Raw genomic sequence first — 14,852 nt, 5'->3', positions numbered from 1 at the left:
CGCGCCCCGTAGTGGGCTTGTTGTCGGCCTCGGGCACCTGTTACCTGGTGTCGGAGGGCGCTTCCGCGGGTTCGGGCTGGGGCAGTGTTCCCCAGAGCCCGATGGCGCCGACGCCTTTGGCGTACACGGTGCCGCTGTCGTGGACGGCGTGGATGACCACGAGGTACCGCAGCTGATAGGGGCTGCTGGTGAACCGGTTGTAGTGCCCAGCCAGTGCGAACGCCGCCCGGAACACGTCCTGGGTGATATCCATGGTCGGTGCGTCGGCGGTGCCGTGATCGCTGTGGGGCAGGCCCGAGATCGTGATGCGGATCTGGTTCTGCGGGCCGGATTCGTCCGCCACGACAGCGAACTCGGCATCGGCGTGGATCATGTCGTCGTCCTGGACGGCGACGAGGTCTTCGCGGATGCGGGCGGCGATGTCCCGAAGCGGCAGCTCGGCGGTCTCGTCGTAGAGTTCGCCGATGATCGCCACGGGGGCGGGTGCTGGTTCGGTCGCCGGGGCGCTGGTTCCCTCTGTGGTGGTCATGTTCTGGTTCCCTTCGTTGTTTTCCGGTCACCTGCGGGTGCAGGTCGTCTGTTGTGGACAGTCGTGACCAGCTCGCGCCACGTGGGTGTGGTCAGCAGGCGGGGGCTGTCCGGGGTTAGCGGCGCAGGACGTTGACGCGTTCGCCGCCGATGAGGGGTTTGTCTTCCGGTCCGGCGAAGTGATCGGCGATCCAGACGGGGCAGTGATCACCTCGGCTCGGGTAGTACTGCTTGCGCCAGTGGCCGCGCACGACCCAGCTGTGGTGGTATTCGCGGGTGCCCGCGCCGACGTCGCCCTGGGATCGGTCGGCGGGCGTGGTGCGGGCGCGCCGGAGGTCGACGAGGCGGACGGCTGTGCCGAGGGCGGGGTCGTAGCGTTCGATACGGCGGCGGGCGGCGGGCGGCGCGAGGCGCTCGGGTGTGCTCGGAGCGCACGAGGGTCTGGCCCAGCAGCAGCCAGGTGGTGAGGATGGTGCGCTGGAGGGCGATCTGCGCGTCGATGTCGACGGCGGAGGTACCTTCGGCCAGCGAGCTGGGCCAGCCCTTCATGTCGGTGAACAGCATGGGGGTCACGCCGCACCACTCGTAGCCGTGCGGCGGGGCGAACGACGGCGGAATCGGTGCGCGTTCGGCGTTGCGCAGGAACGTGGCCAGGATGTGTTTGGCACCGTGGTCGACGGTGTCGTCGTGGCTGGCGGGCTTGTTGCCCGGCGTGGGTAGCGGCAGGTTCAGCGCGGCGGCTTTCCGCATCTGGGACAGCGCGTAGTCGCGGGACAGGCGGGCGAGTCCGCGCCCCACCTCGACCGCCGGTGGCTCCGGATCGGGAACGGCGCCCCAGGCCTGTACCCACAAGCCGCCGCGTCCCAGGCCCCACGAGACAACAGAGACCGCGTCGTGCCGGGCGCTCGCGGTCCCGGCGACGGGCGGGTGCTCGTAGACCAGGAAGCCTACGGGGGCGGGCAGGTCTTCGGGGTGGAGGCGATAGTCGGCCAGAGTGGTCGCTGCGTGGCTCGCGAGATCGGTCAGGTCGGCGGAGACGTAGAACAGCTCGGCGGCTGGCAGCTGGGCACGGAGCGTGTCCGTGATCGTGGCGCCGACGTCGTCCAGCGGCGGGAACGCGGGCTCTCCCGCCGAATCGTCGGGCCGGGGGCCGACGAAGAACCGGAACCAGTTGCCCGCACCGTCCGTTCCAGGGTCCCGGGCCCATTCGGTCATCCGTGCCCGGATCTCGGGGACGTCGTACGCGGTGAGCGCCGAAGCCATCGGAGGTCACCGCCCCGGTTCGACGGCGAGTGTCGCCAGCAGGGTCTCTATGTTCCGCCACAGGCTCGACGGGGCGCCGGGATGATCGGTCAAGTACGCCAGCATGTGCGAAACCGGAGCAGGGTCGGCGTCGAGTGTCAGCGAAGCCAGGGCGTCGGGATGCCGTTGATGTAGTTCGCCGATCGCCGTCGGTGCCATGGGGTACCAGAGATCGCGGATCTCGTAACGGCCGTCATCTCCGGGACGGACCACGCCCGAAGGGGAATCGTCGTCCCCTCCTCCCAGAGCGTCGTGGATTTCCAGGGCGTCCCCGGACCAGGTGAAGTGGTACTGGGCGGCGCCGTAGAACGACTCCAGATAGATCCCGATCCAGCGCGCGACGGTAGGACGGCATCGCAAGCCGATTTCGGCGTCGCACTTCAGGTCGTGCAGGGTGGGGAAGCGGGCCCGATCGCCAATGACGCCAGGTGGCGTCTCGTCGGCGGGGATGATGCCGGGGAATGCTGGTTTATATGGCATCGCGACCCACACTTCTTTGTCCGGCACCGCCGGGCCCGCTGTGCTGCTGCCATGAACGGCAGCGTGGTTTAACACCATGGATGACACATCCCCTTTGGTAGCCCTGCGCTTAATTCGCGCTATGACATGTCCAGGGACGCTCCATACATGTCGATATGTCAAGCGTTGTATAGGTTTTGCCTCGACAACCCCCGAGATATGGCGATGCGTTCTGAAATGCTCGACCGGCAACGAGCTGTACATCGTCACCACTAAGCAGGCTGCAATCTAGAGAAAATCTCGGCGGCGCCTGTCGTCCGGTGCGTGACTGGACGACAGGCGCACCCTAGCCGTTGCGAGAGGGTAGTGTTGCCGACGTTCGCGTACTCGCGGCGTGGGCGGCACATTCCATGGCGCGGTAACTTTTTCCTTCATGGTGCGGGTCGTGTGGCACCCGCGTAGTCGTCGTGGGGATGGCGGTATTCGTCGATTTGAACAGGCTGGCCGAATGTGGGGGCGTTCATCATCTTTCCCTGCCCGATATAGATCCCTACGTGCCGGATTTTCGAGGGCGGGCCGTAGAAGACGAGATCGCCTGGGAGGAGTTGCCCGTCGGGGACTCGTGGTCCGGCGTGGTATTGGGTGTGTGCGGTGCGGGGGAGTGAGATCCCGGCCGCGTTATAGGCGGCTTTGGTCAGGCCTGAGCAGTCGAATCCGCTGTCTCCGTTCAAGGGGCCGTTGCCGCCCCACACGTACGGCAGCCCTCGTTGCCCGCACGCGTAGTTGATCGCGGTCATCGCGGCGGCGTTCGGCGCCTGGATGTTGTTGCAGTCACCAGTTCCGGTCCTCGCGGGCGCGGGCTGGCAGCGGACCCCGGAGACCGCAGCGACGACCGTGCGCGCCGTGTCCTCGTGCTGGGCGTAGGCGTTGGGGAATCCTGAGCCCTGCACGGTCTGTGCGGCGTCGTTGACGCTCATGGTCTGCCAGTCCGGTGTGGCGGTGAGGCGCTCGAAGAACTTGGTCGCCGCGTAGGTCGGGGTGGTGATCTGCTGTGGGCTGCCCCAGCCCATAGAGGGGCGTTGCTGGAAAAGTCCGAGGGAGTCACGGTCGCCGTAGCGCAGGTTGCGGAGCTTGGATTCCTGCATGGCGGCGGCGAGCGCGACCACCCAGCCTGGTTCGGGCACGTTCATCTGTGTGCCGACCGCGACGATGATGGCGGCGTTGCCCAGCTGCTCGGCGGTCAGGCCCGGCACCACGCCGGTCGGTGTCCCGTCGGGCGGGCAGATCAGCGAACTCGTGCCGTTGCCGCCGGACAACGTGCTGACGATGCCGGCTATTCCGGCGCCGATGAGCAACGGGATGGCGAGGACCACGGCGGCGACGGCGGTCCCGAGTTTGGTTCCCATGGCTGGATCGCGCTCCTTTCACAGCGACAGGACTTGTGCGGGCGAGTCGGCGCTCCGGGTCACTGCTCGCCGCGCGCGATCCGGTTCGGCGTTGCCCGCGGCGGGATCGGACTCGGTGGTGGCAGCCGGTACGGCGAGGCAGCCGCGGCGTCGCCGCTCTCGCCGTCATCGGGGCCGGGGTCGGCCGGTGGCGCCAGGCCGGGCCAGGCGTCGGCGAGGTCGGCGAGGTTGTAGCGCGGGCCGGCGCGATTCGCGCGTGCGGAGGTCAGCGGCAGCCAGACCGCCTCGGCGGGGCTCGGATGCGGTGCGGCGGGGTCGAGCAGGTCGGCCGCGGCGGTGGCCACCGGCACCGCGCGAGGGTCGTCGAGTCCGGCGTGCACCCGGGCCAGAGCGGTGCGGGCACCGGCTTCACGTCGGGTGGTCGGCAGCCACACCAGCACCGGTGTCGCGATCCCGGTCGACTCGGCCAGCCGCGCGTATCCGGCCAGCTTCCGCCCGACCTTGATCAGGGACTCGGATCCGGTGTCGAATTCGAGAAACCACTCCACCTCACGGTGGCGGGTGCGCCAGCTGCCGTAGCCGTCGGGGATGACGAGATCGCCGAAGTGGCGGGAGCAGCGGGATTCCGACCACCACGCCACCAACGCCCCGGCAGGTCCTCCCTTGCGGGTGCGGGCGATCAGCGAGGTGAAGAAGTCGTTGACGCCGACGGTGTGGGCGAGGCGCTGATTGTGGGCGATGCCCATGGCGCGGTCGTGCCGGTACCCGATTTCCTTGACCTCGAGGCCGTGCTCGGCGGCGAGCACGGCGGCACCGGCCGGACCGAGGACGTAGTGCATGGGGGCGGACCCGAGTTGCTGGAACGGCTGGAACCGCGATACCGCACGCCAGAGGTAGAGATTCCGCACCCGCTGGCGTGCCGACCGGCCAGACGGGAAGGCTGCGTCCTGGATCTGCAAACTCGTCAGGACCCGGTGTTCGTGCAGCAAGGCCAGGAGCCACTTGTCGCGGGCGGTAAGGCGGGAGGCGAGCATGGCCTGGTGCTCAACGGAACTGGCGGCTCGGGCGGTGTGACGTCCGGGCAGGTGATCCCGCAAGGTGTGCTGGCGGGTGGTGGTCGTGATCAACGGGCACTCCCTTGATTGTCAACAAGCTGTGGACAAGTGCTGTGGACAGAGCGGTGCAGGCCCCGGCCGAGGACTGGGCGCGAGTGGCTGTTCCCTTGTGAGGCGGGGGAAATTCGCGTTATGTGGGTGTCTAGGGCCGGGTGCGGCGTGGGTCGGTCCTGGGTGGGCGGGGCGGCGGAAGCCGGTGTCCGGGCTGTGTCGCGGTGGCGGCCGCTGGGGTTGTGGCGCAAGGTGTCGTGCCGCTGTCGCCGGTCGTGTGTGCGCGGCGCTGGGCGCGAAGCGCGGCCCGGATCTCGCGTGCTCGCCTGGGGATGGGTTCGGGCAGTGGCTGGGTGGTCATGGTGAAGGGCTCGGTTTCCTCGCCGTGCACGACAAGTCGTGCGGCGGCGTGGTAGACGCCGAGGTGTGACAGGTCGTGTTCGGAGAGGCGGGGTGTGGTGTGGCGGGCGAGTTCGCGGGCGTCTTCGGGGGAGACGGAGTAGATGATTTTGTTGCGGGCGTTGGTGGAGAGGCCTTCTTTGAGTTCTCTCGATAGCTGTCCGAGGTGCTGGTGGGCCAGGATGAATCCGTTCCGGAACGCGCGGGATTCGGCCAGCATGTCTTCCATGGGGTAGGGGAGATTCAGGAAGTTGTGGCATTCGTCGATGATGGTGTGGGCGTCGGGGCGCAGGCGTTGCGGGACGCGGGCGCGGGCGGTGGTGGCCTGCCAGGTTCGTGCCACGACCAGCGACCCGACCAGCCGCGTGGTCTCTTCCCCGAGTGACCCTTTGGGGATGCGTACGAGGCAGATACCGCCTTCGTCGAGAACCTGGGTCATGTCCACTGTGGAGCGTCCTCCGGCGATGGCTTCTTTCACGAAGGGCCGCAGCAGGAACGCGCGGAGTTTGTTCATCAGCGGCGAGATCACCTGGGAACGGCTGGAGTCGGTGAGTTCGTCGTACCACTCCCAGAATCCGCGCAGCACCGGGTCGGTCAGGCCGGTGGTGATGCGGGAGCGGAATGCTTCGCTGGTGAGTAGTTTCGGCAGGTCGGCCAGCGTCGGCACGGCCTCTTGGGCCCGCAGGGTCAGACAGGCCGCGCGCATGAGGTCGTCGGTGCGAGGCCCCCAGAACGCGCTGTACACCCGGCGGAAGACGGAGACGAGGTTGTCGACCTCGCGATCGGTTTCCCCGCCCTCCAGAGGGTTGAGGATGGGTGGGCGGTGCCGGGAGTCGGCGTCGAACAGCACCACACGCTCGGCCGCGCTGCGGGGGAGGCGGTTGAGGATGTCGGTGACCAGGTCGCCTTTCGGGTCGATCAGGACGACACCGCGGCCGTTGTCGACGTCGTCGAGGATGATCTGGCCGAGCAGGGTGGACTTCCCGGAGCCGGTCGGCCCGATCAGGTGCAGGTGGTAGCGGGCGTCGGCGAGCCGCAGGCCGACCGGCCGGGCGTGGCCGGTGTCGGAGTGCCCGAGTGGCATGACGCCCGGTGCTGGGGTGGGGATGCCGGGTGGTGGGGCGACGGCTTTGGCTCCGGCGCGTTCGACGCCGGGGATCTCGGCGTCGGTGGGCAGGTGCGCAAGTGCCGCGAGTTCCGGCACGGAGAGCAGGTCGCCGCGGGCGAGGCGCCGCTCGGCGAGGGCGCGGGCGGGCCGGTGGAGGCGGGTGCGGGTGTAGTGGTTGTGGTCGGTGTAGGCGGCGAACGCGGCGGCCAGGGCGTGCGCCCGTCCGCGGGCGGTCTCGCGGGCTTGGCGGATCAGGTCGTCGGTCGCGTCGTGGAGGAGGTCGGTGGCAACGGCGTAGCGGATCACTGTCTCGTACTGCGAGCCGCGCTGTTTACTCACGATCGCTTTGTTCTGTGTCGAATATTCGAGCGACAGCTGCGGATCCTGGCTGATGCGCCGCGAGTCTGAGGTCCGGCGAGTACGGGTGGCGCTGACCCCTGGGGTGATCACGTCGAGGATCCGGCCCCCGAGTCGCCCGGAGGAGCCGTGGTGGACCCGGCGGGCGGCGCGGCGGGCCTGGGCGACGCGGCGGCCGGTGACCGGGCGGGCGAGGATCTGCACGCACGCCCGCTCGTCGCGGCCGAGCCCGACCGGCGCGCCGAGCAGGCCGCGGATCGGGTCGGCGTCGAACCCGGTACGGATCGGGAGGGCCTCGGAGCGGGCGAGGCGCAGCTGCCCGCCCACGGTGATCCGCCGGCGCCCGGTCTCTAGCGCTGGGATGGGCGAGGTGGCCGGTGCGGTGCGGGTGTGGGATCCGGGCCAGGCGGCCTCGATGGCGCGTTCCACCAGTGATGGGGGGATGGCTCCGGGGACCCAGAACTGGACGGTGACGCCGTGCTCGCCGAACACGTACTCCGTCGCCAGGTGTGGTTGCCCGGCCCAGAGCCGCCGCCAGGCGGGGCGGAGGAGTCCGACGAGGTTGGACCAGACCGCGGCCCCGCCGGCGGGATCGACGGTGGGCGGGGCGAGCACGGTGATCCGGCGAGCATCGGCCAGCAGCGCGGTGTGGCGACGAGCGCGCCACCAGCGGCGTGCCACGATCGTGCCCATCACGGCGATGGCCAGGGCTGGGACGGCGATGGGTCCCCAGGCCAGTGCCCAGTCGCCTGCGGCGGCGAGCAGGCGGCCGGCGACGCCGCCGGGGTCACGGAGGTAGTCACTCACCCCGTTCTGCGTCACCGGGGATGCTGCTGTGGGTACGACCATGATGGAACTCCCTTCCGGGAACGCTTGTGAGACAGGCAAAACCGGGACGCGGTACGAGGTCTGGATCACGCGGTGTCGAGGTCGATCTGTCCCGCGTCGCCGAACTCGTCGCCGCCGGATTCGGCATCGGTGACTGGTTCGGCGGCGCTCCCGTTGGTGCCGGCCGGGCCGAGGTCGATGTAGGCGTCGGCGAGGCCGCTGTCGGTGGCGTCCGGATCCTGTTCGGCGAACCGGGCCAGCTCAGCGGGGTCGGTGGTGATCAGGAAGTTCTCCGTGGGCGAGGCCAGCGACTGGAACGCCACTCGCTGCGTGCCCGAGGACAACAGGCCCTGGCCGCGGTCGGCCGAGAGCAGGAACCGCCGCTCTCCGGCGGAGAGGTCGAAGGCCTCGACGATCTCGTCGATGGCTTGCGGTGCCGTGCGCAGCAACGCCTGGGTGGCGGCGTTGCTGACGATGGCTTTGCCCAGATCACTGCCGAGCAGGTCAGCGGCGTCCTGGGTGGCCACGGTGAGCCCGCACCAGTGTTTGCGGGCGGCTTTGGCCAGGCGCAGCAAGAACAGCGCGGCGACGGGGTGGCGCATGAGGAGCCCGGCTTCGTCGACCACGACCAGCCGGGGCCGGCGGTCGGCTGGGTTCGAGACGCGTCGCCAGACAGTGTCGAGTACGAGCAGGGTGCCGATGGTGCGCAGTTCGTCGGGTAGGTCGCGCAGGGAGAACACGGCGAGGTGTCCCTCCGGGGCGGCGCTGGTGGGTCCGTCGAAGAGGTCGCCGAAACTGCCGTCGACGAAGGGGTGCAGCCGGGCGGCGAGGTCGGCGGCCATCGCGTCACCACCGTCGCCGGTGGCGGAGAGGACGTCGCGCAGGTCGCGCAGCAGCGGCGCCGGGCGGGTCCAGGTGCGGGCGTCACCGGTGATCCCGGCACGGCGGTAGGTGGCGGTGATCGCGGTGTCGAGCATGGCGCGTTCGGCGGCTGTGATCTCCGTGCCGAACAGTACGGCCAGGACGGTGTGCAGGAACAGGCTGCGCCGTTTGAGGGCGTCCTGTGGCGCGGTGCGACGTCCGTTCGCGCCGACGTGCACGGGCAGGTCGAACGGGTTCAGCCGCACCCCGCCCGCGCCGAGGTGGACGTAGGTGCCGCCGACCTGGGAGGCCAGCCGCGCGTACTCGTCTTCGGGGTCGATGACGAACGCCTGCACCCCGTGCATTGCCCACCCGTTCTCGTGGTCGCCGAGCTGTCGGTAGAGGCTGCGCAGGGTTTCGAGCTTGACGAAGTAGCTCTTGCCGGCGCCGGAGCGACCGAGGACGGCCATGTTGTAGTTGTCGCAGGTGAACCGGTCCCAATGGACCAGCCCGGAGGAGCCGACGTTGTAGCCGTAGAGGACCCCGGAGGGAGCGGAGGTGGTCGGGTCGGTCGGCGGGAGGTCCGGCGAGGTGAAGGGGTAGGCGGCGCTGACCGCGGCGGTGTCGAACGTCCTTGTCAGACCGAGCTGGTCGAGCCCGAGCGGCAGGGTGCTCACCCAGCCCTGCAGCGCCCGGTAGGTGGCGGGTTTCGCGTCCAAAAGCAACGACGCGCACAGTGACCGCAGCGCGGAGACTTCCTCGGCGAGAGCGGTTTCGTCCGGTGCGTGCACGGTGAGATACAGGCCGAAGCGGAACAGGCGGCCGTCGCCGCGGGCGATGCTGTGTGAGAGGTCGGCGGCGTCCTCGGCGGCGGCGTCGAGGTCCGGGTCGTCGAGCCGGTCATGCCGCGCGTTGTGCCGGCGGGACGCTTCGAGTTTCGCGCGTTGTTTGCGTAGTCCGCTGGCGGCGGTCGCCGGGTCGACGGGCTGGACGTGGACTGAGACGTCCAGGCGCGCGGGGTAGGTCAGCAGCGGGGCGAGCCAGCCTGGGTAGACCTCCTGCGGATAGCCGGTGACGCCGAAGGAGGCGACGAATTCGTTGCCGACTTCGAGGTGGCGGGCGGACACCGACAGCGCGTCGGGGGTGAACGCCTCCGCCGACCCGGACCGGGTCGCCGTGGCGTGGTTTTTGGTGCGTGCCATGGGATGCCTACCTGCTTTCGATCTCGTCGTCGTAGTCCCAGTCCTCGTCCATCGGCAGCCACGGACCGGCGGCCTGCGGGCGGGCGGAGCGCGACGGCTCGGGGTCTGGTGCCGCCGGAGCGCGGCGCGAGGATGACGGTGCGGCGGTGGGTGCGCGCGAGGGGCGGGCCGGTCGTGCTGCCGTCGCGAAGTCAGCCTCGTCGGCACGGTCGCCGTCGGTGCCGTAGAGGTCGGTGAAGGTGGTGGTGGCGGTGACGACCTCGTCGGCTCCGGCCAGCCCCGCGGAGGGCGGCAGGAACGTGTCGGGGTTGCACGCCGCCGCCAGCACCCCGGTCGCGGCGGCGGCATCGAGCGGGGTGGCCACGATCCCGGCCGGGGTCAGCAGTTCGCTGGCCTCACCAAGACGCCGCACCAGCCGTTGCTCGGCCGCCTGCCGCATCCTGTCCTCCACCGGCTGCTCGTCGCCGTGGCGCTGTCGCCACGGCACGCTCGGAGCGGCCGGGGCCGGGCCGGTGCGCAGCGGTTCGCGCAGCACGAGCAGCACCTGGCGGCGCAGCAGATCCGCGTGCGCGGTGAGCTCGGCGAGATAGTCCGCGTGGTCCCGCGCGGCGGTTTCCAAGGCGGGGTGCGGCAGCCCGCCGGCCCGCGCCCGCAGCTCGGCGATCTGCGGGGCGAGGTCGAGGCGTTCGGCGCGCACCAGGATCTGCACCGGCGCGGTCAAGCTGTGCAGGTAGCGCGCGAACGACGTGATGAGCGCTTCCTGCTCCCCAGGCGTGCGCAGCGAGAAGTTGACCGTCGAGCAGACCGCGATGACCGCGAGCCCGTCGGTGCCGAGGTCGACGATCCCGGCCTGCGCGCCGCTGTCGGTCACGCCACTGGCCGGGAGTTCCAGCGGTGCCGGGGACACCGCCTGGGCCCCCGCCGCCGGGTGGCGTCCCCGGCGGCCTCGGGTGCGGGTGTCGGCTTGGCGGTCGGTGAGCCAGGCCGGGGCCGCGCGGACGCCTTCGGGCGCGGCGACCCGGTGCCGCGGCGACAGGTGCTGGCGGATCGCGGCGAGGGCGAGGCGGTCCAGAGGCAGCCCGTCACGCTGCCCGAGGGCCAGCACGGTGGCCGTGATCCCGACCGGGACGGCGACGATGAGGAACACCGGCAACGGCACGAACGAGCTGGTCGCCGAGTACAGGCCGTAGAGCAGGAGACCGGCGACGCCGAGGATCGCGAGCTGCCGGGCAGTCAAGGGGCCGAGTACCCGGTCCGGGCGGTCGACGTCGGCGGGCACACGCACGGGAGAAGTCATGGCGAGTCGGTCCTCACTTCTTCTTCGAGGCCCGCCGGGCGGGCAGGTCCAGGGGTAGGGGCAGTTGCGTTCCCGCTCGCCGCTTGGGCGGCGGAGCGGCCGCGTCCGTGGCCGGTGGCGGCGGTGTGGGCTGGCGCCGGACGCCGAGCGGCAGCGGGTACTGGCCCGAGGCCAGCGGCCGGTTGCCCGTGTAGGCATCCTGTGCTGGGCGGCGCGGGGCGCGTGCGGCGCGATTGATCTGGCCGGACGGGGTGATCAGTCCCGGGCCGGTCTGCCGCGGCGGGCTCGCCGGTGCCGGGTTGGCGAGGTCATCGGCGAGCGACCGCCGAGACGTCCCCGGCGGCGCGGGGCGCAGGTGGATCGGCAGCATCCCGGCGTTCGGCGCGATCAGCGCGCGCGGCAGGTGCGCGGGCGGACGGGCGTTGCGGTTGACCCGCCCATCCGAGGTGAGCAGCCCAGGCTGTGGCACCGGTGGCGGCATCCCGCCGCGTCGTTCGGCGAGGTCGTCGGCCAGTGACCGGCGCCCCACCCGGTCGGGGGCCCGGCGGGTGGTGATCGGCAACCCGAGTTGATCACGCGGCAGCGCGCCGGGCAGATCCTCCTGCGGCAGCGCGCGCGGGTTCGCCGACACCGCCCGCTCGACCCCGGAACCGCTCGTGGTGAACAGCGACATCTGCCCAGGACCCGGCCGGCGATCCACGCGAGGGCCGGTGTCCGGCATCTCGCCCAGGCGCGGTGACCTGCCCGACCCAGGCCGGGTGCGGCGGACCCGCATCGGCAGCATGAACTGGCCCGTGCGCGTGGACGGCGGGTCCGCCGGAGGACCTCCGCCACCCCGCACGCGCGGGCCGCCGCCCTTGCGACCTGTGCCGCCGAACAGGGAGCTGGCACCGCCGAGCAGGCCCATGGTCTTGTAGGCGATCGCGCCGCGCACCAGCGATCCGAGCAGCGACCGGCCGCCACCGCCGCGCAGTGGTTGGAGGCACCAGAACGGGATCTTGACCAGCACCCACATCAGCGCGACGCAGAACAGGAGGTTGGTCAGCCCGTTCAGCGTCGGGCCGAAGACGGTGAATCCGCCGGGGGTGAAGAACACCCGCAAAGCCACGGTCACCGCTGCGGCCTGGCCGATCGGGATGACCAGCAGCAGCCCGTAGGCCTTCCACCAGAAAATGGCTACGCCCTCGGTGTGGGGGAGGGCGTGCCACATCAACAGGATCGGCGCGGCCGCGATCAGCAGGATCGTCGCGACGACCCGCACGATGAAGGTGAGCAGCAAGACCACGAGCATCACCGCGAGCGCGAGCCCGATGAACAGAAGCCAGCCCGCGCCGCCGTTGAGCGAGCCCAGGATCATGTCGGTCATCGCCTTGGCGGCGGTGTCCGGGTTGACCGCGCCGGTCATCAGCGCCGCGCTCACGGCGTTGGAGATCTCGATGCCCTGGGTCGCCAGGAACAGCGACAGCGTCCCGGCGAGGAACCCGATCGCGAGCCGGGGCGCGATCTCCTTGATCGTGTAGCGGGTCTGCAGGGTCTCGTAGGCCATCAGGATCAGGCCCGCGATCACGACGACGCTGCCGTAGAAGGCGAGCATCAGCTGCCACGATTCGTTCCAGGCCTGGCCGACGCCGGGCAGCATGCTCGGGTCCGGTGTGGACAGCACCGTCTTGCCCAGCAGCTCCAGCAACGGGTTCAGCGCACCGATCACCAGGCCGCGGAAGAAGGTGTCGATGGCCTCGGTGACACACGCGACCGGGTCGGTGAACCCGCACTCGCTTTCGTCATCGCCGGGATCACGGGGTACCGGCTGCGGGATGCAGTTCGGGCCGTCGCACTGCTGGCTCGTGGGTGGCTGGGTGGGGAGATTGCCGCACTCGGGCAGCACCGATCCGGGGAAACACGACACCGGCAGCGCCGACGGGCCGGGAACCAGTGGCGTACTCGGGAGCCCCGCCGGAGGCGCAGGTCGTGGAGACGACGGCGTCGGCAGAAGGCACGCCGGTTCGGCAGAACCCGGTACGCAGCTGGGATTGGGCGGAAGCGGCAGTACCGGTGGCTGCGCGGGCGCCGGCGGCGCCGCCGCTGCCACGTGTGCGGGCGTGGGCACGGGGGAAGCCGAGGCGGTCAGCGCGATTCCGATGACGGCCGCTAACAGCGGCACCAGCACCGCGAGTGCGCGGGCCCACCGCCGTTGGGTCAGCCGGCGGCGTCTGGCGAGAGCTGCCGGTGGTCCGAGCATGAGCCGGTCGGCGCGCCCCGGCCGAGTGTCGGTGCCATCACGGTGAGGACTGGGATCGGCAGCTCGGGCAGGGCGAAGGGGCAGCGCCGCCGGGCGACGCCGAGCAGGGTCACGCGGACAGCGGGAAGGTGTGTTGCGAGGGGTGGTCATCGTTCACACCCCGCCCACGATGCCCTTGAGGATCTCGACCACGAGCGGGGCGAGCGCGGCGAGCCCGAAGCCGATGCCGGCGGCCTTGAACGCGCCCTTGGCCTTCTCGATCTCGCCGGGATCGCCCGAGGCCATCAGGTAGCGCAGGCCACCGATGGTGATGAACACGACCGCGACCCCGGCCAGGATCCCCATGATCCAGTTCCGGATGTTGTTGAGGACCTGATCGACGGTCGCCGCCAGCGCGACGTAGTGGACGGTCTCCGCTTGCGCGGCCGAGGATGTCAGCAGCGTCCCGGCGGCGGCGAGCCATCCGAGAAGCAGCACGACACGGCGACGGGTCACCTCGTTGCGAAGTCGGGTCCGCGTGGTGACAGAACGAGCACGGTGGCGTAGCCCGCCGAGGGCGGCTCTCGTCCGGGGATGTGCTTCGCCGGTGCACACGGTGGTGCTCTGGGGTCCGCGGCGGCGGGATGCGATGCGGCGAATCGGGAGGCTGGCTGGACAGAACGGGCGGCGTGGTGTCAGTCGCATGAGCTCACCTCCCGGCCGGTCCGCGCGAGCCCTGCGGAGCCGATACGGCGAGTGTGTGAACGGGGTTCCGCGGGCAACGTGGTTCCGCGCGAAGCGAGGTCCGATCGCGGACCGGTTCGCGGCGCGGGAGCGTCGGCAAGTCGTGGAAGACAGCGGAGCCAGGCAGGGATCGATAGCGGTGCCTGGCGGACGCGCGGCACTGATCCAGCAGGGTTGTCCTCGTGACCGGTCAGGTCGGAAATCAGGCGCTGTTCAGCGCGGCTGCGTACCTTCCGGATCGCCCACTCGGCGCGGCCGAGAGGCCCTCCGGTGCCCTCGATCGGCACGTCGCCGAAGCGGGTATCCCAGATCAGGGTGGCCTCCTCGAGGGTGATGACACCGTCGCGGACAGCGGCCATCAGCAAGTCCTCGGGATGCCCGCCCAGTCGCTGAGGCGGTGCCGAGCGGAAACGAGCGGATCTCGCCGAGAGTTCGTCCAATTCCTCGGTCGGCAGCGGGCCGTCGAGCGCCTCGCGCAAGGCGAGATAGCCGCGGCGGAAAGCCGCCCACCGCAGACGCGCGAGGATCGCCGGCCGGTCCAGATCGACCTCGTTCAGCCACTGCAGGAACCCGGTCAAGACGTCGGCGTGGATGTCGTGCTTGTCGCCGCGGAACCCTTTGGTCAAGGGCGTCGCGACGGACAGCAGCACGGGCAGCGCCAGCCCGACACACGCGACCGTCCACGTGCCGCGTTCGGTTCGCGCGCGGGTGATCAGGTAGGTCCACGCCGCGTCCCGCACGGCCTGCGTGCACTCCTCGGCCACCAGCGTCGCACCCAGCTCATCCAGCGGTACCGGCCGAGCGGGCAAGCCCGCGATCTCGGCGCCGTTCACACACACCGGACGCGGGCCGGTCACCAGCCACGCAAAGCTGACCGCCGCGACATCGAACACCCCGCCCTCCACGCCTGTGCCATGGCGGACAGAGACAGAGTCCGGTTCGGGCTCGACGTTCGATAACGATGAGTCCATGTCGACCACGCTCCCTAAAGGCAAAATAAGGACGCCTCGAAGAAAGCCATAATCAGCGCCTCAAAA

At 70.4% G+C, this 14,852-nt stretch carries 12 protein-coding genes; all 12 read right to left on the bottom strand.

All coding sequences use genetic code 11. From position 1 onward, the window contains the following. Positions 1-40: 40 nt before the first annotated feature. Positions 41-529, bottom strand: a complete 489-nt coding sequence (locus AMYAL_RS0145045; protein WP_020637894.1) for a hypothetical protein — start codon at positions 527-529, stop codon at positions 41-43. A gap of 206 nt (positions 530-735) precedes the next feature. After that, positions 736-1,791: a hypothetical protein gene (locus tag AMYAL_RS0145035; RefSeq protein ID WP_020637892.1), complete on the bottom strand. Its 1,056-nt coding sequence runs from the start codon at positions 1,789-1,791 to the stop codon at positions 736-738. Between the two features lie 6 nt (positions 1,792-1,797). Then, positions 1,798-2,397 (bottom strand): hypothetical protein, encoded by a 600-nt coding sequence (locus tag AMYAL_RS47620; protein ID WP_143267912.1) that lies wholly within the window; start codon positions 2,395-2,397, stop codon positions 1,798-1,800. Between the two features lie 323 nt (positions 2,398-2,720). After that, positions 2,721-3,695: a C40 family peptidase gene (locus AMYAL_RS0145025; RefSeq protein WP_020637890.1), complete on the bottom strand. Its 975-nt coding sequence runs from the start codon at positions 3,693-3,695 to the stop codon at positions 2,721-2,723. 59 nt (positions 3,696-3,754) lie between these two features. Continuing rightward, entirely contained in the window at positions 3,755-4,822 is a 1,068-nt protein-coding gene (locus AMYAL_RS0145020; protein ID WP_026467987.1) for a replication-relaxation family protein, read from the bottom strand. Between the two features lie 130 nt (positions 4,823-4,952). Next, complete coding sequence (locus tag AMYAL_RS0145015; RefSeq protein WP_026467986.1) at positions 4,953-7,514, bottom strand: type IV secretory system conjugative DNA transfer family protein; 2,562 nt, start codon at positions 7,512-7,514, stop codon at positions 4,953-4,955. Between the two features lie 65 nt (positions 7,515-7,579). Next, a complete protein-coding gene (locus tag AMYAL_RS0145010) occupies positions 7,580-9,556 on the bottom strand; it encodes a VirB4 family type IV secretion system protein (protein WP_020637887.1) in 1,977 nt (658 codons plus the stop codon). Between the two features lie 7 nt (positions 9,557-9,563). Continuing rightward, on the bottom strand, positions 9,564-10,853 hold the full coding sequence (locus AMYAL_RS0145005) for a PrgI family protein (RefSeq protein WP_026467985.1): 1,290 nt from the start codon (positions 10,851-10,853) through the stop codon (positions 9,564-9,566). Positions 10,854-10,866: 13 nt separating this feature from the next. After that, positions 10,867-12,960, bottom strand: a complete 2,094-nt coding sequence (locus AMYAL_RS0145000; protein WP_245193365.1) for a TrbL/VirB6 family protein — start codon at positions 12,958-12,960, stop codon at positions 10,867-10,869. 89 nt (positions 12,961-13,049) lie between these two features. Continuing rightward, positions 13,050-13,205 (bottom strand): hypothetical protein, encoded by a 156-nt coding sequence (locus AMYAL_RS49750; RefSeq protein WP_020637884.1) that lies wholly within the window; start codon positions 13,203-13,205, stop codon positions 13,050-13,052. Between the two features lie 40 nt (positions 13,206-13,245). Next, positions 13,246-13,569, bottom strand: coding sequence for an Mbov_0395 family pilin-like conjugal transfer protein (locus AMYAL_RS0144990; RefSeq protein ID WP_020637883.1), 324 nt, complete (start codon positions 13,567-13,569; stop codon positions 13,246-13,248). Positions 13,570-13,766: 197 nt separating this feature from the next. Further along, positions 13,767-14,708 carry a hypothetical protein gene (locus tag AMYAL_RS47615; protein ID WP_020637882.1) on the bottom strand — a complete coding sequence of 314 codons (942 nt, stop codon included), beginning with the start codon at positions 14,706-14,708 and terminating at the stop codon, positions 13,767-13,769. Positions 14,709-14,852: the final 144 nt, after the last annotated feature.

It is taken from the genome of Amycolatopsis alba DSM 44262 (assembly GCF_000384215.1).
Classification (GTDB): Bacteria; Actinomycetota; Actinomycetes; order Mycobacteriales; family Pseudonocardiaceae; genus Amycolatopsis; species Amycolatopsis alba.
This window is presented reverse-complemented; position numbering and strand designations above follow the sequence as displayed.

Excerpts from the sequence above, each read along its gene's own strand:
- AMYAL_RS0145010 (WP_020637887.1), bottom strand. The coding sequence starts at position 9,556 with ATGGCACGCACCAAAAACCACGCCACGGCGACCCGGTCCGGGTCGGCG.
- AMYAL_RS0145035 (WP_020637892.1), bottom strand. The coding sequence starts at position 1,791 with ATGGCTTCGGCGCTCACCGCGTACGACGTCCCCGAGATCCGGGCACGG.
- AMYAL_RS0145005 (WP_026467985.1), bottom strand. The coding sequence starts at position 10,853 with ATGACTTCTCCCGTGCGTGTGCCCGCCGACGTCGACCGCCCGGACCGG.
- AMYAL_RS0145015 (WP_026467986.1), bottom strand. The coding sequence starts at position 7,514 with ATGGTCGTACCCACAGCAGCATCCCCGGTGACGCAGAACGGGGTGAGT.
- AMYAL_RS0145025 (WP_020637890.1), bottom strand. The coding sequence starts at position 3,695 with ATGGGAACCAAACTCGGGACCGCCGTCGCCGCCGTGGTCCTCGCCATC.
- AMYAL_RS0145045 (WP_020637894.1), bottom strand. The coding sequence starts at position 529 with ATGACCACCACAGAGGGAACCAGCGCCCCGGCGACCGAACCAGCACCC.